14 protein-coding genes are annotated in these 18802 nt (G+C 71.7%); 2 read left to right on the top strand and 12 right to left on the bottom strand.

The annotated features are described in order from the left end of the window. Nucleotides 1-67: 67 nt before the first annotated feature. On the top strand, nt 68-1798 hold the full coding sequence (locus AC1DIW_RS13700; RefSeq protein WP_442279148.1) for an ABC transporter ATP-binding protein: 1731 nt from the start codon (nt 68-70) through the stop codon (nt 1796-1798). Continuing rightward, entirely contained in the window at nt 1798-3918 is a 2121-nt protein-coding gene (locus tag AC1DIW_RS13695; RefSeq protein ID WP_478108799.1) for an ABC transporter ATP-binding protein, read from the top strand. The genes AC1DIW_RS13700 and AC1DIW_RS13695 overlap by 1 nt, the downstream gene beginning before the upstream one ends. Before the next feature lie 86 nt (nt 3919-4004). Here AC1DIW_RS13695 and soxR read toward each other — a convergent pair whose 3' ends face one another. The 12 genes from soxR to AC1DIW_RS13635 all read right to left on the bottom strand — a co-directional run bounded on the left by soxR (nt 4005) and on the right by AC1DIW_RS13635 (nt 18449). Continuing rightward, nucleotides 4005-4436, bottom strand: a complete 432-nt coding sequence (gene soxR / locus AC1DIW_RS13690; protein WP_442279155.1) for a redox-sensitive transcriptional activator SoxR — start codon at nt 4434-4436, stop codon at nt 4005-4007. Further along, nucleotides 4437-5000, bottom strand: a complete 564-nt coding sequence (locus AC1DIW_RS13685; protein ID WP_478108798.1) for an AAA family ATPase — start codon at nt 4998-5000, stop codon at nt 4437-4439. A 183-nt stretch (nt 5001-5183) separates the two neighbouring features. Continuing rightward, the gene (locus AC1DIW_RS13680) at nt 5184-6089 is read right to left on the bottom strand and encodes an FHA domain-containing protein (protein WP_478108796.1); all 906 of its coding nucleotides are present in this window, start codon (nt 6087-6089) and stop codon (nt 5184-5186) included. Then, nucleotides 6086-7384 (bottom strand): VWA domain-containing protein, encoded by a 1299-nt coding sequence (locus AC1DIW_RS13675; RefSeq protein ID WP_478108795.1) that lies wholly within the window; start codon nt 7382-7384, stop codon nt 6086-6088. The genes AC1DIW_RS13680 and AC1DIW_RS13675 overlap by 4 nt, the downstream gene beginning before the upstream one ends. Further along, nucleotides 7377-8732 (bottom strand): PP2C family protein-serine/threonine phosphatase, encoded by a 1356-nt coding sequence (locus AC1DIW_RS13670; RefSeq protein ID WP_478108793.1) that lies wholly within the window; start codon nt 8730-8732, stop codon nt 7377-7379. Before AC1DIW_RS13670 ends, AC1DIW_RS13675 begins: the two co-directional genes overlap by 8 nt. Beyond that, nucleotides 8729-11173 carry a serine/threonine-protein kinase gene (locus AC1DIW_RS13665; protein WP_478108791.1) on the bottom strand — a complete coding sequence of 815 codons (2445 nt, stop codon included), beginning with the start codon at nt 11171-11173 and terminating at the stop codon, nt 8729-8731. The genes AC1DIW_RS13670 and AC1DIW_RS13665 overlap by 4 nt, the downstream gene beginning before the upstream one ends. Next, on the bottom strand, nt 11170-12408 hold the full coding sequence (locus AC1DIW_RS13660) for a hypothetical protein (protein ID WP_442279161.1): 1239 nt from the start codon (nt 12406-12408) through the stop codon (nt 11170-11172). The genes AC1DIW_RS13665 and AC1DIW_RS13660 overlap by 4 nt, the downstream gene beginning before the upstream one ends. After that, nucleotides 12405-13391, bottom strand: coding sequence for a glutamate ABC transporter substrate-binding protein (locus tag AC1DIW_RS13655; RefSeq protein WP_478108790.1), 987 nt, complete (start codon nt 13389-13391; stop codon nt 12405-12407). Before AC1DIW_RS13655 ends, AC1DIW_RS13660 begins: the two co-directional genes overlap by 4 nt. Next, nucleotides 13388-14716, bottom strand: coding sequence for a hypothetical protein (locus AC1DIW_RS13650; RefSeq protein WP_478108788.1), 1329 nt, complete (start codon nt 14714-14716; stop codon nt 13388-13390). The genes AC1DIW_RS13655 and AC1DIW_RS13650 overlap by 4 nt, the downstream gene beginning before the upstream one ends. Next, nucleotides 14713-16440 carry an AAA family ATPase gene (locus tag AC1DIW_RS13645; RefSeq protein ID WP_478108787.1) on the bottom strand — a complete coding sequence of 576 codons (1728 nt, stop codon included), beginning with the start codon at nt 16438-16440 and terminating at the stop codon, nt 14713-14715. Before AC1DIW_RS13645 ends, AC1DIW_RS13650 begins: the two co-directional genes overlap by 4 nt. A 13-nt stretch (nt 16441-16453) precedes the next feature. Then, nucleotides 16454-17038, bottom strand: coding sequence for a hypothetical protein (locus tag AC1DIW_RS13640; RefSeq protein ID WP_478108785.1), 585 nt, complete (start codon nt 17036-17038; stop codon nt 16454-16456). A gap of 151 nt (nt 17039-17189) precedes the next feature. Beyond that, the gene (locus tag AC1DIW_RS13635) at nt 17190-18449 is read right to left on the bottom strand and encodes a toxic anion resistance protein (RefSeq protein WP_478108784.1); all 1260 of its coding nucleotides are present in this window, start codon (nt 18447-18449) and stop codon (nt 17190-17192) included. Nucleotides 18450-18802: the final 353 nt, after the last annotated feature.

Genomic DNA, 18802 nt, shown 5'->3' with positions numbered 1-18802 from the left:
AGTTGACCCTCACCCCACGTGAGTCCCTACCGTTCCTGAGCGACACCACGCACCGAAAGGCACCCCCATGCTGATCCGACTGCTCCGCAGTCACCTGCGCCCGTACTCGGGGCAGATCACGCTCATCGTGCTGGCCCAGCTCGTCAGCACCATGGCCTCGCTCTACCTGCCCAGCCTCAACGGCGAGATCATCGACGAAGGCGTCGCCAAGGGCGACACCAGCTTCATCCTCAGCCACGGCGCCCTCATGCTCGGCGTCAGCGTCGTGCAGATCACGGCTGCCGTGGCCGGCACCTTCCTCGCCGCCCGGGTCGCCATGGCGATGGGTCGCGACGTGCGCGGCCGGGTCTTCGGCAAGGTCGTCGAGTTCTCCGCGCAGGAGGTCACCCGCTTCGGGGCGCCGACCCTCATCTCCCGCAACACCAACGACGTGACCCAGGTCCAGATGGTCGTCTTCATGGGCTTCGCGCTGCTCGTGACGACCCCGATCATGATGGTCGGCGGCATCATCATGGCGCTCCGCGAGGACGTCGGGCTCTCGTGGCTCGTCGCCGTGGCCGTGCCGCTCCTCGGTCTCGTCGTCGGCCTCGTCATCTCGCGGATGGTGCCGTGGTTCGGCCGCATGCAGACCTCGCTCGACGGCGTCAACCGCGTCATGCGCGAGCAGATCACCGGCATCCGCGTCGTCCGCGCCTTCGTGCGTGAGGACCACGAGGAGTCGCGCTTCGCCGAGGCCAACGAGCGGCTCACCGACGCCGGCCTCCACGTCGGGCGGCTCATGGCGCTCGTCTTCCCGATCGTCATGCTGATCTTCAACCTCTCCACGGTGGCCGTCATGTGGTTCGGCGCCCACCGGATCGCGTCCGGCGACATGCAGATCGGCGAGCTGACGGCGTTCCTCAGCTACCTCGTGCAGATCCTCATGGCCGTCATGATGGCGACCTTCATGGCCACGATGATCCCGCGCGCGTCGGTCTCGGCCGGCCGCATCGAGGAGGTCCTCGGCACCGAGTCGTCCGTGGTCGAGTCGGTGCAGCCGCTGCCGTTGCCGGTCGGCGCCGCGGGGCTCGAGGTGTCGGGCGTCGACTTCCACTACCCGGGCGCCGAGGCCGCCGTGCTCCACGACGTGTCCTTCCGGGCGCAGCCGGGTCGCACGACGGCCATCATCGGGTCGACCGGCTCGGGCAAGACGACCCTGCTCGGTCTCGTGCCGCGCCTCTTCGACGCCTCGGGCGGCAAGGTGCGCGTCGGTGGCGTGGACGTGCGCGACCTCGCGCTCGACGACCTGTGGAGCAAGATCGGGCTCGTCCCGCAGAAGCCGTACCTCTTCAGCGGCACGGTGGCGACGAACCTGCGCTACGGCAACCCTGAGGCCACGGACGACGAGCTGTGGGACGCCCTGCGCATCGCCCAGGGGCAGGACTTCGTCCAGGCCATGGGCGGCCTCGACGCGGCGATCGCCCAGGGCGGCACCAACGTCTCGGGTGGCCAGCGGCAACGGCTGGCCATCGCCCGTGCCATCGTCAAGCGGCCCGACATCTACCTCTTCGACGACTCGTTCTCGGCGCTCGATCTGTCGACCGATGCCCGGTTGCGTCGGGCCCTGCGCCCGGCCACGGCACAGAGCACCGTCGTCATCGTGGCCCAGCGCGTGTCGACGATCGTCGACGCCGACCAGATCCTCGTGCTCGAGGACGGCCGCATCGTCGGCCAGGGCACGCACGACCAGCTCGTCGACACCTGTGAGACCTACCGGGAGATCGTCGAGTCCCAGCGCAGCGCGGAGGAGGCGGCCTGATGGCCGAGGGAGTCAAGACCACGGAGGAGAAGGCCGCAGAGGCTCGACGCGGCCCGGCCCGACGGGGCGGCCCGCCGCACATGCAGATCGGCCAGCCGGGGGAGAAGTCGCTGAACTTCGGCCCGTCGGCCAAGCGCCTGCTCGGCAGGCTCCGTCCGCACCGGGCCAAGGTGATCGTCGTGCTCGGGCTGGCCGTCGTCAGTGTGACGTTCAGCTCCGTCGGGCCGAAGATCCTCGGCCGGGCGACCGACCTCATCTTCTCCGGCGTCATCGGGGGCGCCATCAAGGCGCCGCCGGGCACGACGAAGGAGCAGGTCATCGCGACCTTGCGCGCCCGGGGCCAGACGACGTATGCCGACCTGCTGGGCAACGTCGACTTCACCCCGGGCCGGGGCATCGACTTCCACGCCCTCGCCAATGTGCTCCTCCTCGTCATCGCGCTCTTCGCCGTGGCCTCGCTGCTCATGTGGGTCCAGGGCTGGATCCTGCAGGGCGTGCTCGCCCGCACGATGTACGACCTGCGCCAGGAGGTCGAGGCGAAGCTCAACCGGCTGCCGCTGCCCTACTTCGACAACCAGCCGCGCGGTGAGATCCTCAGCCGCGTCACCAATGACATCGACAACGTCGGCCAGTCCCTGCAGCAGACGCTCTCGCAGCTGCTCAACTCCCTGCTCACGGTCGTCGCCGTGCTCGGGATGATGTTCTGGATCTCGTGGACGCTCGCCCTCATCTCGCTCGTGAGCATCCCGATCTCGATCGTCGTCACGAGTCTCATCGCGAAGCGGTCGCAGAAGCTGTTCATCCAGCAGTGGCGCAACACCGGCGAGCTCAACGGCATCGTCGAGGAGACCTTCACCGGCCACGGCCTCGTCAAGGTCTACGGCCGCCAGAAGGAGACCGAGCAGGCGTTCAAGGAGAAGAACGGCGAGCTGTACGAAGCGTCGTTCGGAGCCCAGTTCATCAGCGGCATCATCATGCCGGTCATGATGTTCGTCGGGAACCTCAACTACGTCCTCATCGCCGTCGTCGGCGGCCTCCGGGTGACGTCCGGCGCCATGAGCCTCGGTGACGTCCAGGCGTTCATCCAGTACTCCCGGCAGTTCACGCAACCGCTGACGCAGGTCGCCTCGATGGCCAACGTGCTGCAGTCGGGCGTCGCCTCGGCCGAGCGCGTCTTCGAGGTCCTCGACGCCGACGAGCAGGAGTCCGACCCCGTCGAGCCGGACCGCATCGAGGACCCGCACGGTGCCGTGACGTTCGAGGGCGTGTCCTTCTCCTACTCGTCCGACAAGCCGCTCATCGAGGACCTCGACCTGTCGGTGCGCCCCGGCCAGACCGTTGCCATCGTCGGACCCACCGGCGCCGGCAAGACGACCCTCGTCAACCTCATCATGCGTTTCTACGAGCTCGACGGCGGCCGCATCACTCTCGACGGCGTCGACATCCGCGAGCTCACCCGGCACGACCTCCGGTCCCGCATCGGCATGGTGCTTCAGGACACGTGGCTCTTCGGGGGCACGATCCGCGACAACATCGCGTACGGCCGCCCGGGTGCCACCGGCGAGGAGGTCGTCGCCGCTGCCAGGGCGACCTACGTCGACCGCTTCGTGCACTCGCTCCCCGGCGGCTACGACACGGTGCTCGACGACGAGGCGTCCAACATCTCGGCGGGCGAGAAGCAGCTCGTCACGATCGCTCGCGCGTTCCTCTCCGACCCGGCGCTGCTCATCCTCGACGAGGCGACGAGCTCGGTCGACACGCGCACCGAGGTGCTCGTGCAGCACGCCATGGCGGCGTTGCGGTCCGACCGGACGAGCTTCGTCATCGCGCACCGTCTGTCGACGATCCGCGACGCCGACCTCATCCTCGTCATGGAGGACGGCCGCATCGTCGAGAAGGGCTCGCACGCCGAGCTGCTCGCGTCCGGTGGCGCCTACGCCACGCTCTACGCCGCCCAGTTCGCGGGTGCCGCGGCCGACCTCGACGAGTCGACGGGCGCCCCGGGTCTGCCCGACGGCCTCCCCGAGATGGCGACGGTCGGTGCGGGCTCGCCCGGCCCGGCCGGCGGTCCGGGCGTCCCGACCCCGGACGCGGCCGTACCGGCCGACCCGACCGACTGAGCGACCCGCACGACGAGGGCCCCGCCGTCCGACGTGGACGGCGGGGCCTTCGGAGCCGGACGGCATACGCCCTCGGGTCGGTGGTCTCAGGGCTCGAGGAGGACGGCTCCGGGGCCCTGGTCGGCCAACCGGTCGGACGGGTTGTTGAGCGCACAGGTGCGCAGACTGAGGCAGCCGCAGCCGATGCACGCGTCGAGCTGGTCGCGCAGCTTCTCGATACGCCGGATCTGCTCGTCGAGCCGCCGGCGCCAGCCCCGTGAGAGTCGAGCCCAGTCGCCGGCCGTGGGCGTGCGTCCCTCGGGGAGCGTGGCGAGGGCGGCGCCGATCTCGTCGAGCGAGAGACCGACCCGCTGGGCGGCACGGATGAAGGAGACGCGCCGGATGGTGGCCCGCTCGTAGCGCCGCTGGTTGCCGGTCGTGCGGACCGAGTGGATGAGGCCGAGGTCCTCCCAGTAGCGCAGCGCCGAGGTCGCCGCGCCGGTGCGCTCGGCCACCTGACCGATCGACAGCGCGGACATCTAGGCGATCCGCGCTTCCGCCAGCCGCGCGACGATCTCCTCGACGGTCTCGTCGGGCGTCTGCTGCGAGCTGTCGAGCCAGAGCCCGATGTGGGGCGTCTCGGTGCGCACCTTGTGGTCGAAGTCTCGGATCGACCAGAGGTCCCCGTAGCCGACCTTGACCCGCTCGGACTCGCGCTGCATGACGGTGCTGACGTCGGGTGCGAGCATGACGAGGCTGAGCGGTCGGGTCGTCACCTGCTCGAGGAAGGGCGCGAGGCTCGTGCCGACGAAGAGATCCTGGACGACGACGGTGAACCCGGCGTCGGCATACGTGTCGGCGGTGCGGGCGGTGATGCGGTGGCGCAGCACCAGCTGCCGCTCAGCCTCGGGGTCGCCCTGCGGCGACATGTCGGCGCGACCACGCACGACGACCCGTCGGAACTCGTCGCCGCGCAGGTGCACGGCGCGCGTGAAGCGCTCCGCAAGGAGCTGGGAGACGGTCGACTTGCCCGCCGCCATGACGCCGGTGACGACGATGACCTGCGGGTTGTCGACGGTGGAGGGGAGTGCCCAGTCGCTCACGTCGCACCACCCTAGGGGGCGCCGTGGCAAATGTCGCCAGCGTTCAAGTGACGTTCACGTATTCGGCTGGGAGGTGGGCACTCGACCCGACCTCCCTCGACCGCCCAGTTCCTCACGCGCGCAAAGGGACACGTGAGAGGCACGCGCAGCCGACCTCCGTCGTCGACTGCCCACTTCCCTACGTCAGGCGTAGGCCTCGACCTCGTCGGGAGTGGCACGACGAACGACGACGCGGGTCCACGCCCCGACGTAGAGCCGGTCGTCGTCGCTGAGCTCGGTCTTGGGTCCCACGGCGATGGACGTCGCGGGCAACGGTCCGGCCGCGGGCCCGACGAACGTGCCGTTGGAGCTGCCGAGGTCCTCGACGAACCAGCGCGTGCCGTCGGTGGTCAGCTGGGCGTGCCGTCGGCTGACGCCGGGATCGGACGAGAGGTCGATCTCGGGTCTCGTGTTCCTGCTCGTGGACACCCGGCCGAGCAGGACGCTGCGGTGGCGCAGGGGCATGATCGTCGGGAGCCCCGGAGAGGGACAGGGGTCCTCGGCCTCCTGGGTCTGGTACCAGTCGGGATCGACCCACACCTCCGCCAGCCAGTCGAAGGACTCGGGCGCCTCGGAGGAGTCGGACGCCCCCGCAGCCGGAGCGCCGGAGGTGGGGGCGGCGCCTACGCCGCCCCCACCGACCGGAGGCACGGCCTCGGCGTCGGGCTCGGTGTCGGCGAGGTCGCTCGGCCCCGCGGCCGGGTCACGTGGCATGGCGCCGGTCGTGAAGTCGTAGCCGCACGCCTCGCAGAAGAGCGCGCCGTCGGGGTTCTCGGTCGCGCAGTTGGGGCACTCGAGCACCGCCGGCCCCCCGGGAGCCCCCGGGGAACCAACGGACTCAGGGACGCCCGAGGCGCCAGAGCCACCGGGCTCGGCAGGGGCAACGGACGGGGACAGGTCGAGCGAGGAGCCGGCCGACGAGGGTGTGGCGCTGGCACCGGCGGCGGCGCCAGCGGGCGTTGGCTCGGCGCTCGCCACGATGGGGGATCCGCAGGTGTCGCAGTAGTCCTCGGCCTCGGACGTGTGTCCGTTGGGGCAGACCGCGCTCATCGGCGCACCCGGCTCGTCTTCGTCGACGCCGTGTCGAGCGACATCTCGTCGATCTTCGACGCCCCCTTCTTGAGCCGCACGGTGCCGGTGTCGGCGTCGTCGATGTCGACGACCTTCTTCAGGCGGGTCGTCATCTCGTCGTTGCCGGTGGCGTCGGCGAGCTGCACCGCGCGCCCGAGCTTGGCGGTCGCGACGTCATCCTGACCGGCAGCCTTGGCCGCGAGACCCTCCTGGATGACCGTGGCCAGCTCGGCCTGCCCCGTGTAGGCGGCGACGGCGGGGTCGATGCGCGTGGTCAGTGAGTCGTCGTTGCTCCACTTGGCCTTGACGAGCGCCTGCGCCACGGGGTCACCACCGAGCGAGAACTGCACGCGGGCCGCAAGCTGCTCCTGGCCGAGCGTGCGGGCGGGGAGGCGCACGGCCACGTGGTAGTCGCGACTCTCGTCGGACCAGGCGCCGGTCGGGTAGGCGCCGGTGAGCGGGTTGACGACGGTGCGCCGCGAGGTGAGGTCCTCGAGGGTCGGCGAGACCTGCTTGACGAAGAGCAGCTCGGCCCCCTGCGGGACCCACACGCGCAGCTCGGAGTTGGCGACGCCGCGCGACATCGACGCGCGCATCATCGCCTCGAACTCGGCCGCCATCTCCTCCGGGGCGGGGATGAGGTCGACGGTGCCGAGCAGCGCCGAGGCGATGCCGCGCACCTCGTCCACGCGCCACTGGTCGCCGACGCCGCGGCAGTCGCACTGGAACGCGCCGACGCAGCTGGCGACCGCGGTCTGCAGCGAGGCCGGCGTCTCGCCCTCGTTGACGCCGTCGGTGAGCAGGATCGCGTGTCGCTTGGTCACGTACGGCACGGTCTCGAAGATCTGACGGGCGAGAGTGAGCCACGTACCCATAGCCGTGCCGCCGTTGGCGCGCAGCCCCTCGATGGCGCGGTTGGCCTCGCCCCGGGTGTGTGCCGACATCGGCACGAGCGCGCCCTGGTGGCTGTAGGGGTAGACGATCTGGGCCGTGCCGTTGCCGGAGACGATCGAGAAGAGCGTGCCGTCGACGATCTCGGACAGGGCCGCCTTGGCAGCCTCACCGGCCGCCTGGACGCCACGGCGCCCCATCGAGCCGGACGTGTCGATGAGGATGACCTCGGCGGCCGATCCCGGGTCGGTCAGACCCGCCGAGGCCGCCGAGGCAGTCGCGGCGGACGCGCCGCTCGACGTCACCCGCACGATCGCGTGGACGTCGGTGCCACCGTCGGGCAGGAACTCGTTCTGGAACACCTCTGCGGTGAAGTCAGCCATCCGTCGAGTCCCCTTCCACCGGCGCCGCCGATGCGGTCGCCTCCGTCGTCGTGCTCGATCCTCGCCCAGCCAGTCGGGCGAGGGCAACCGTGATGTTGTCGCGTCCGCCCTGCTCGTTGGCGAAGTCGACGAGCGCCTGCGCCACCGTGGTCGGCGTCACGTCGTCGAGCCGCGCCGCGGTGTCGTGCAGCAGGCTGCGCAGGGCCTCGGCCTCGGAGCAGTAGTTCCAGAGGCCGTCCGAGCAAACCATGAGCCAGCCTGACGTCGCCGTCACGGTCGTCAGGTGCGGCGTGAGGTCGTCCGGAGCGTCCCGCCCGAGCCAACGCGTGATCGAGTGCGCGTGCGGGCCGGTCTCGGCCTCGAGCCGCGGGACGCCCGCCGCCATCTGCTCCTGGGCGAACGAGTCGTCGCGTCCCAGCTGGTTCGCCGGTTCCTCCGCGGCGTCGGGCAGCCAGTAGACGCGACTGTCCCCGACGTTGCCCGCGACGATGACGTCGTCCTCCACGACCGCGGCAGCGAAGGTGCACGACGGCGGGTTGGGGACGTCCTCGACCACGGCAGCGGCCACGGCCTCGTTGGCCCGGGCGACGGCGCTCGTCAACGCCCGCGCGGCTCCGGCCGCCCACGCGTCCGGGGTGCCCACCCCGCGAGGGAAGGGCTGGTCGAGCACGGCACGCGCGGCCTTGGCGGCGGCGAGCGACGCGATGTGCGAGTCGGTCGCCATCGACACGCCGTCACAGACCACGAGGACCGCGCGCGACCCCGGTGGCTCGGTGGCACTGAGCGACATGGCGTCCTCGTTGCGGGCGTGGCGCCTGCCGATGTCGCAGACGCCGCCGACCCAGGCCGTCGGTGACTCGACGAGATGGTCGCGCGGGTTTGGCGGGGGCGTGCCGCAGTGGTCGCAGTAGCCGTCGACGATGCGTCCCTGACCGCAGGCGTGGCAGGTCAGCTCGTCGTCGGCCGGCGCGACGGCGGACGAGGGCACGGCGCCGGTCCAGCCGACGTCGAGCGGCGACTCCTCACCGGCGGGCGCGGTCTGCGGCGTCGCCGAGGCGAGCACGGTGCCGTCCGACGGCGGGGCCGCTGGCGGCGTGCCGGTGGCGGCGCGAGCCGCGACGACGAGGTCGGCGCCGCAGGCCTCGCAGAAGCTCGACTCGGCCGGGTTGGCCGTTCCGCAGGCGGGGCACTCGCGGGAAGCCTCAGGCGCCTGCGCCGCCTGCGCGCTCGCCTCCGGTTCGCTGGTCGCCGGCGCGCTGGTCGCGGGGTCGGGAGCGAGGCCGGGACTGGGGTCGGGAGTGGGGACCGGAGCGGGGTGGGCCGCTCCCGTCGTCGGGATGTAGGTCACCAGAGGCTCCAGGGTCGGATGGCGTTGGCCTCGTCGACGAGGGGAACGCGTTCGGACAGGTCGGGGGTGCGCTTGGCCAGCTCGCGCAGGGCCTCCTCGAGCCCGAGTCGCAGGCCGTTGGGGGTGCCCTTGTGCTCGCCCAGGCGGACATCGGCCTTGTTGCCACTCTTCTCCACCGTCACGAGCGCCTCACGGTAGATCAGCGTGGTCAGCTCGGCCCGCCGCCGCGCCGACAGCGACGTGTCGTCGAGGGTGCGCAGCGCCTCGGCGAGGTCGGGCAGGCCGCGGTTGGCCCGGGCGAGCAGCTCGGCGAGACCTGCCCGAGCCGTGCGGTAGGCGCTCGACTGCACCGGCACGAGGCGGTATGCCGCGACCGCGCCGTCGACGTCCTTGCGCGCGGCCCGGATGCGGGCCACGCCGAAGGCTGCCATCGGGACGTAGGTCGCGTCGGTCCGGGCGCACGCGACGTAGAGGTTCTCGGCGACCGCGTCGTCCCCGGCCTGCTCGGAGGCCTGGGCGAGGGCGAGCTTGGGTGCGAGCTCGCCCGGGACCTGGCCGTAGACGGCGTTGAACGCGGCTTGGGCAGCACGTGAGTCGCCCCGCTCGAGCGCGGCCAGCCCCTGGATCCAGACGGCGCGCCACTCCCACGGGTCGGCGCTCAGCAGCTCGGCCGCCGTGGACTCGGCGACGTCGGGCTTGTTCGCGTCGAGGGCCGTGCGCGCCTGCTCGAGCAGCACTTCGGTCGTGCGCACGGCAGCTCGCTTGAGCGTCGCCAGTCGTTCCTCCGGTGGGCCGGTGACCGTCGTCAGCCACCCGGCCTGCGGGTCGTGCGGGTCTCGGCGCAGGGCCGGCAGGTTGCGCCAGTCGTCGGGCTCGACGCCCGGCGTGGGCACGTCGAAGAGGAGCGAGCCGACCGTGGTCGTCGCGGCGCCCGACCCGCGGTCGAGGGCGACCACCTCGCGCAGCACCCCGACCATCTGCGAGCGCAGCTCGTCGGCGGAGACGAAGCGGTCGTCCCGGTTGGGGGCGCACGCCTTGGCCACGAGCCGGTAGAACGAGTCGTAGCGCTGGAAGACCGGCACGGTGTCCTGTGCGGGCAGCGTGTTGAGGTAGGTCGTTTGGTAGCCGCGGAACTCCATCGTCAACACCACCAGGGTGCGCCCGATCGTGTAGATGTCAGAGGCGGCGGAGACGCCGAGCTCGGCCACCTCGGGAGCCTGGTAGCCGACGGTCCCGAAGATCGCGGAGTCCTCGTCGTCGGCGCGGCGCACGCCGCCGAGGTCGATGAGCTTGACCTCGTCGCCGACCTGGATGATGTTGTCCGGCTTGAAGTCGCAGAAGACGAGGCCCAGGTCGTGGAGGTACTGGAACGCCGGCAGGATCTCGAGGATGTAGGCGAGGGCCTGGTCGACGGGCAGCGGATCGTACTTCCCGGCAGCCTGCAGGCGCTGCTTGAGGATGGACTTGAGCGAGGTCCCGCCGACGTACTCCATGACGATGTAGCCGGCGTCGTCGTGGGTCACGAAGTTGTAGATCTCGACGATGCTCGGGTGCGAGACCTGTGCGAGGAAACGCTGCTCGGCGATCGCCGCCGCGAGGGCGTCGGGGTCGGCGGAGTTGAGCAGGCCCTTGAGCACGACCCAACGGTCCGACACGTTCTTGTCGCGGGCGAGGTAGATCCAGCCGAGGCCGCCGTGGGCGAGGCAGCCAGCGACCTCGTACTGCCCGGCCACGAGGTCACCCGCCTTGAGCTTGGGGTCGAAGGAGAACGGGTGGCGGCACTTGGGGCAGAAGCCCGTGGTGCGCCCGGTCTTGCCGTCGCGGCCGCGCCCGACGGGCTCACCGCACTTGGGGCAGTAGCGCTTGTTCTCGGGCACCGTCGGGTTCGTCAGGAGAGCCTTGGCGGCGTCGATCTCGGGAGCCGGACGCACCGTCGTGATGCCGCCACCGAGCCGTGCCGACCGGAGCCGCTGTGACCCCCCGGTGCGCCGGGTCGCGATGGATCCGGCCTCCCGGGCTCGCTTGGAGCCCAGGGCGGCCGACGCGAGGTTGCTCGAGGCGGCCGATCGCGTCGACATCTCCGGACCGACCCCGGCCGTGCCCGCGGACCCCGCCGTCCCTGCCGCCTCGGCGCCCTGGCCGTCAGGGCTCGGGGGCTCGGCGGGCGCGGCATACCCGGCGACGCTCAGCTGGTCGGCAGGGGTGCCGCAGACGTTGCAGTAGCCGGCCTCGATCGTGCCGCTGCACCCGGGTTGCTGGCAGGCGCCGCCCTCCGGGATCGACGGTCCGACAGCCGGTGCCGGGGTGGGCGCAGGAGCCGCGCCACGGCCCGCTGCGGCCCCCACTGCCACCGGGACCGGGTTGGACCCTGCGGCCATGCCACACACGTCGCAGTAGCCGTCGACGATCGTTCCGGTGCAGCCCGGCTGCGTGCAGGTCATGGGCGGGGCCTCTGGGGTCGGGGTGCAGGAGGACGGGGAGCGGTGCGTCCGGTGCGCGGAGCGGGCCGGGTCGCCGCGTCGACGTAGGCCGCGAACGCGGCCGCCAGGGCCCGGGCCCTGGCGATGGGCAGCGGCCGCGCCGCGAGGGTCTCGTCGAGCCGACGTCGCAGCTCGGACACGTCATCGGCCCCTTCGGGCGCCAGCATCGCGGACGAGGCCATGGCCCCCACGGCGCCGACGAGCCCGACGACCTCGTCGCGCTCGGCCAGCCCGGCGGCATACGTCTCGTGGGCGAGGTCGAGGGCACGCGAGACGCGCTCGAGCTTGCTGCGGTATGCCGTGAGCTCGGCTGCCGCCTGCGGCACCGGTCCCAGCGCGCGGACGTTGGGGATGGCGAGGTGCGGAGCGGGGGTGATCGCCTCGAGGCAGGCGCGTTCGAGGGCTCGGATGGCGGCGGCGCGGGCGTCGAGCTCCTCGACCTGTTGCTGGGTGCGCACGCGGCTGCGGGCGGCCGAGGCGCGTTCGGCGGCGGCGACGATGAGGTCTCGCTCGAGCACGGCGACATCGATCTCGAGCGGGCCGATGATGCCGCCGACGTCGGCGCCGCGACGGGCGCGCTCGACGAGGTCGTCCATGCGCCGGTCGAGCCGCATGATCTTCTCCGTGGCCTCGTCGCGCTGGGCTCCGGCCGGGACGAGCGGGATCTGGTCGCGAGTGCGCTCGATCCCGGCGCGCACCAGAGTGATTCGCTGGGTCGCCTCGGCCGCTCCGGGCGCGAGGGAGGCGCGTGCCTGCAGGGTGCGCGTCAGCGAGTCGAGCAGTCGGCACGCCTCGGGCAGGCTGACGGCGAGCGAGCCGCTCGACGGCAGCGACAGGTGCTCGGTGGTGTTGGAGTCGAGGCGACCGTGGATGAGGGTCGAGAGCCGTTCGGCCTCGACGGGCCCGACCCGGCCACCGTCGAACGTCGTCTCGAGCAGGGTCAGGCGGTCACTGACGGCCTTCCAGAACGTCAGCGCCACGGTCAGGTCGTTGGTGATGGCGACCTGCTCGGCCTGGGACAGCTTGAGGACGGCACGGTCGACCTCGCCGAGGTCGGCTCGACGCTGGGCCACCCACTCCCGCAGGGCATTCAGGTAGGTCTGGGCCTCGGGCGCCTGGACGGGCACGCCGAGGCGTCCGGGCGCCGTCGGCGCGACGGTGCCCGGGTCGGGGTGGCTCTGCGGCACGGCCGTCATCGTCCGTACACCGGGGTCGGGGGAGCCGGGGCGGGCCCGAGCGGTGCTGCGAGCCAGCGGTTGTAGATCGCCTTCCACTGCCCGTCGGCCTCGAGGTCGGCGATGACGCGGTTGACGTAGCGGGCGAGGTAGGTGTCGGCCTTGTTGAGCCCGAGGCCGTAGGGCTCGACGGTGATGGCCTTGGCGCTCGTGACCACGGTGTTGGGGTCCTGCGCGGCGAGCCCTGCGAGCACGGTGTCGTCACCGGTGATGGCGTCGGCCTTGCCCTGCTGGAGGAGCACGAGGCAGCCGGTGTGCGTGCCGGCGGTGACGACGACAGGACCTTTCACCTGCTGCAGCTTCGTCAGCGACGTGGTCCCGGTGGGCGCGCACACCCGCTTGCCCGTGAGGTCGGTGAGGCTGAGGTCCTTGGCACCCGGAAGCGCCTTGCTGACGAGGACCTTCTGACCGGAGCGGTAGTACTCCGCGGAGAAGGCGATGTCGTTCCAGCGGCCGCACGTCATCGACAGGTTGCGGGCGACCATGTCGACCGAGCCGTCCTGGAGCAGCGGGATGCGATCCGCTGCCGTGATGACGCGCAGCTGGAGCTTGCCGGGGTCGCCGAAGATCGCCTTGGCGACGGCGCGGGCCATGTCGATGTCGAAGCCCTCGATGCCGCCGGTGAAGGCGTTGCGGGCCCCGAAGAGGTAGGTGTCGGCGGAGACCCCGACGGTGAGGTAGCCCTTGTCGATGATCTTGCGCATCGCCGCGTCGGTGATCTCGCCGCGGCTGGGGAGCGTGGGGAGCGGGTCGTAGGACTGCGTCGCGTTGGTGCACGTCGGCGCTGCGACGGCGGGGGCGCTGCTCGACGGCTTGGGCGCGGTGGTCTGCGGCAACGGCGTCTCGGCGTACGTGACACCCGAGCAGCCGGCGAGCACACCGAGGCCCGCCACGGCGACGAGGGCGGACAGCCGACGGCGCACCACTGACATGAGGACGCTCATCGGTACTCCTCGATCCGCTGGCCGATACCTCGGACCACGAGCCACGACGCGACGAGTGCCGCGAGGGCGACGACGAGGGCGATGAGCGGGGCGCTGCCACCGAGGCCCTGGAGGCTGGAGACGGTGGTCCTCGCGGCGTCGTCGCGGGCCTGCGTCACGGCCGTGTCGAAGTCGCCGAACGTCTTCGCCGCCCCTCCGGCGGATGTGCTCGTCGACAGCTTGACGGCGTCGTCCCACTTGCCGCCGTCGTCGAGCGAGCGCACCTTCTGGTGCGCGGTCACGTAGTCGGTCCAGAGGATGCTCAGGGTCGTGGACTGGTCGATCCCCTCGAGGGTGTTGCTGACGGCGGTCTCGTTCGTCTTCCACGCCGCCTCGTTGGTGGCTCCCGAGCCCCGGCGGATGAGCGTCAGGCTCTCGTTGGCGCGGGCGTCGTTGGCGGCCGTCGTGACGTCGGCGAGGGCGACGGCCCGCTGGTAGTCGCCCTGGGATACCCCGCGGGTCGCACTCCCGATGCCGGTGATGATGGTCGCCGTCACGAAGAGAGCAATGAGGAGCAGCGCGATGGCGCCCGTCAGTGACGGGTTGAGGTAGCGGTGCGTCCGCCGGGCCAGCCAGACCGCGAGGGCGACGAGGCCGATGAGGGCGGCGACGCCCACGAGCAGCTGGAGGCTCGAGTTGCTGCGGTCGAACTCCTTCTGGGAGCGGTCCTCGTTGGTCTGGACGACCTGCGTCACGATCGGGATCGCGTCGGAGCGCAGCCCGGCGCTGGCCTGGGTGAGGTACTGCGCGCCCACCGGGAGGCCGAGGCGGTTGTTGGAGCGGGCCTGCTCGACGAGGGCGGCATACGTCTGCACCCGCTCGGCGAGCACGCCGAGCGCCTTGCCGTCGGCAGGCTGGGCGGCCGCCGCCTCGGCGATGCCGCGGGCGACCCGGGCCATGGCGCCCTCGTAGCTGGCGCGGGAGTCGGCGGACTCGAGGCCGCCGACGAGGAAGGCGTTGGTGGCCACGGCGTCGGCGCGGAGCAGGTCGACGTGGATCGACTGGGCGCGGATCACCTGCGCCGTGTTGTTGGCGGCCCGCTCGACCGCCGCCTGCGAGGCGAGCAGCGCGTTGACGCTCACCGCGCCGAGCACCACGGCGGCGATGACCCCGAGGAGGCCGAAGAGCCGCATCCGTCCGGGGGTGCCGTGCAGCAGCCGGTCCACCATGCCGCGCGCCCCGGGGATGCTGCCCGCGATGGTGCGCGGCTGCTGGCCGGTCCGGCCCGCGCCGGACGACGCGCCCGCCGGGATGGCGACGGGGATGTTCGTCGTCGGTGCGCTCATGCGGTGTCCTCGTGCTCGTTCGCGCTGGGGTCGTGCGGCTCGTCCTGTGCGTCAGAGACTGCCTCATCGGTGCCTGCCGAACCATCAGGGTCCGCCCTGACCTCTGCCCTGACATCCCCCCTGACATCCGCCGGATCCTGCGGCTGGCCCGAGGCGTCCTCGTCGGGGGCGTCGAGGTGGTCGGGCTGCTCGGGCTCGTCGGGCTGCTCGGTGAAGTCGTCTCCGGTGAGTAGACGCAGGTCGTCGCGACTCGGCTCCTTCGCGTCCTTCAGGCGCCACGCGTGGCGCCCGACGGCGTGCTCGAAGAGGTTGCGCGAGAAGCGGCCGTTGCCGAAGGCGGGCGTGCGCGGCGTCGCCTCGAGCTGGTGCCGGACGCGGCGACGGGCGTCGTCGGTCAGCTCGTAGTCGCTCCCCGTCGCGATGGAGTCGAGGATGGCGAGCAGCTCGTCGTCGCTGTAGTCGTCGAACTCGATCGTCGTCGTGAACCGGCTGGCGAGACCCGGGTTCTGGGCGATGAAGCCGACCATGGGCTCGGGGTAGCCCGCGACGATGACGACGAGGTCCTCGCGGTGGTCCTCCATCTCCTTGACGAGGGTGTTGACGGCCTCCTGGGCGTACTGGTCGCCGGTCAAGCCGTACGCCTCGTCGATGAAGAGCACTCCGCCGACGGCGTTGGCGACGACGTCGGCCGTCTTCATCGCCGTCTGGCCGACGTAGCCGGCGACGAGCTCGCTGCGGTCGACCTCGACGAGCTGGCCCTTCGGGAGCAGGCCGAGGGCTCGGTAGATGCCGCCGACGAGCCGGGCCACGGTGGTCTTCCCGGTGCCGGGGTTGCCGACGAAGATGAGGTGGCGGCTCATCTTGGGGGCCCTGAGGCCTGCCTCGGTGCGCATCCTCTCGACGGACAGCAGCGCGACCTGCCGGTGGATCTCCCTCTTGACCCGCGCCAGTCCGATCATCGCGTCGAGCTCGGCGAGCAGCTCCTCGACCGACTTCTCGGGCTCGGCCGGCTCCGCGGGCGGCTCTGTGGCCTGGCTCGGATCGGATTGTGCCGCGGTGGGTGTCGCGGTGGGCCCGGCCTGCTGCTGGCGTATGCCGTCACCGACCTCGGGCGCGGCACCACCCTGTGGGGCGGGCGGGCCACCCGGCGCCGACGGCACGCGGCTCAGTCCCCACGAGCGGAGCACGGCATCGGTGCCCGGCCCCTCGGGGAGCGGTGGGAGGATGCCCGACCACGACCCCGACCACGACGGGCCCGACCCGGCGCCGTCCGGTCCGTCCTGGACCAGGGTGCCTGGCGCGCCCGGTCGCACGGCGGCGAGGTAGGTGGCGGAGGTCGCCGTGGCCTTGGCGATGGCGTCGATCGGGGCCGTGCCGAGCATGACGGCGGACGACGCGACCTCCGTCAGCGCCTCGGCGTACTCGGCGGCGAGGGTGTGCCGGGAGACGATGAGGGCCTCGAGCAGGTCGGTCGGGGCGCCGCGCCAGCGACGGCCGCGGGACGCGGCGTCGAAGAAGGCCTCGTTGATGCGGCCGAGCTCGGTCAGGCCGGGGTCGGCGACCCGGGCCCAGTGGGCGGCGGCGCCGGGCACCGACTCGGCGAGGGCCGCGGCGACGCGCAGGCCCTCGTCGCGAGCGGCGGCCGGGTCGAGGCCGGCTTCCGCCGCGATGTCGGTGAGCTGCTCCAGGCTCTCGGCCAGACGGGACTCAGTGGGGCGGCTCATGCGTCACTCCGGCTCATTCCGGCGGGGCCAACGGGTGGGGCGGTGCGGGGGACGCGGGCGAGGCGGGCGAGGCGGCAGCCAGGCCGGGCTGGTCCGGGAGGTCTCCTGCTGCACGTCCCGCGGGGGGAGGGGAGACCTGGACCGGATCGGGGCCGAGCCCGAGGGCGCCCCCTGACGAGGCCTGTCCGAACTTCTGCTCGAGGAACGCCCCGTGCACGATGATCGCCTCGGCGTCGGCACGGCATACGGCGTCGTAGACCTTGTCCATCGTCGTGCCGAGCAGGTCGAGCTGGTCGACGAGGAGCATGACCGAGCTCTTGCCCGCCTCGATGGGACGCGTGTCGGCCCAGTCGCGCGGGAGGCGGAGGTAGTTGCCGATGGCCACCGGGAGGTAGTCGGTGGCCGTGGCCATGACGCTGTAGCCCTGGCTGCTGCCGAGCCCCAGGTTGGCCAGGCGGGGCAGCGTCTGCCGGACGATGCGCGTGACGCGGAGCAGGCGGGAGAGGACGACCCCGGGCACGCGGCCCTCGCGGGCCTGCAGCTCGATGGCGTCGAGCGCCCCGAGCAGCTGCTCGGTGGTCGGTGGTCCCGAGCGCACCGGCTCAGGTGCCTCGGGCCGGTCCAACCCGAACCACGACCGGATTCCCACTGCGTTGTTCCCCTCTGGTGTTCGCGCGACCGGCTGTCGACCGGCCACGCCACTCCTGCTTCACGGCTCTCGGACCTCGGCAGCACTCACCGACCTGAGCTCACCGCCCCGAGCCGAGGTCGAGCAGGCCGGGCGCGGAGTTCTCGGCGCGGCGGGCGTCCTGCTTCGAGACACGGTCGAGGTAGGACCGTGACTTGGCGACCTCGGTCTCGAGCGTCCCGATCGTCGCGGCCATGTTGTCGAGCGCGCGGACCTTGAACTGGTCGATGGTGTCCATCGTCTCGTAGATGTTGGCGAACGCCTTCTGCAGCGACTCGATCGAGAGCGTCGAGCTGGCCGACTGCTCCTGGATGCGGGCCGAGTTCTGCTTGAGGGCCTCGGACGTGCGCTCGATGATGCTCGAGGTGGTCGTGTTGAGGGCGGTGATCTGGTCGAGCACGAGCTGCTGGTTGTTGAGGGCCTGGGCCACGATGACCGCGGTGCGCAGCGCCGAGACCGTCGTCGTGGTCGCCCGGTCGACGCCCTTGATGAGCTCGATGTTGTTCTTGATGATGATGTCGATGGCGAGGTAGTTCTGGATCGACACGGCGAGCTGGGTCAGCAGGTCCTGGTGCTTCTGGCGGACGTAGAAGAGGACGTCCTCGCGAAGCGCCTTGGCCTTCTCCGGGTCGGTGGCCTCGAGAGTGGCGACCTGCGCGGCCAGCCGGGCGTCGAGGCGCTCGGCGACGTAGACGTACTGGTTGAGCCGGCCCATCGACTCCCAGAGGTTCTTCTTCTCGAGGTTGAGGGCGACGTTGTCCTTGACGAGCTCGTCCTGGCCGGACTGGAGCGAGTGGAGGATGCCGTTGAGGTGGCTCTGCGCCGACTGGTACTTGCGGAAGTAGTCGTTGACCCGGTCACCCATCGGGATCATGCCGAGGAACTTCTTGGCGCCGGCGGCCTGGCCGGGATCGAGGTCCTCGACGGTGCGGCGCAGGTCGAGCAGGGTCTTGCCGACCTTGGAGTTGCCCGACAGGCCGCCCTCGTTGAGCGCCTTGACCGGCATCTGCAGCATGCGGTTGCTGCTCTCGGCGGCGAAGCGCACCTCGTCGTTGCCCATGCTGCGCACGTCGGCGGCCTTGGTCTCCCACTCGGGGGAGCGGGCCGCGGCCTTCATCAACGAGTTGAGGTAGGTGTCGACCTTGGCATCGAGCCCCGGCAGCGCGGCCTCGGGGACCGCCGGGGCCATCTTCGGGGCCGAGGTCTCGGCGACCGGTGCGGTCGGGGCGGGAGCCGTGAGGATGAACGCGTCGCCGGGCGGCGGCTCGAGGGGAGCGACCTGCGCGGGTGCGGCTGCCTGGGCGGCGGGCTGGTCAGTCATGTGGAGCGGGTCCTTCCCTCACGTGCCGGCCGCGTCGGCGACGCGACCGAAGTCCCTCGCCCGTCGGCACGAGACGAGCCGCGGGCCGTGGGAGGTGCACCGCGATGGCGCACGACACACGCCTGCAGCGCGCTCGTCGGGCGTACGGCCACTCTACGTGCCGTGCGCCTGCGACGGGTGGGCGAACGCGTGGGTTCCGTCGCCCAGCGGACCCCTTCGGACCGCTCGTGACCCCGGCGAGGAGAGCGACCGCGGCTCGGAGTCAGGGGAGGTTCCGAGCCGCGGTCGCGTTCGTGGGGCACCCACACCTGTCGAACGGGTGGGGTTACCCGCCGGTTCCCGGGTCCGCCGGG

It is taken from the genome of Terrabacter sp. 01T434, from assembly GCF_056398545.1.
Note: the sequence above shows the minus strand (reverse complement) of the source record. Positions and strands in the feature narration are given on the sequence as shown.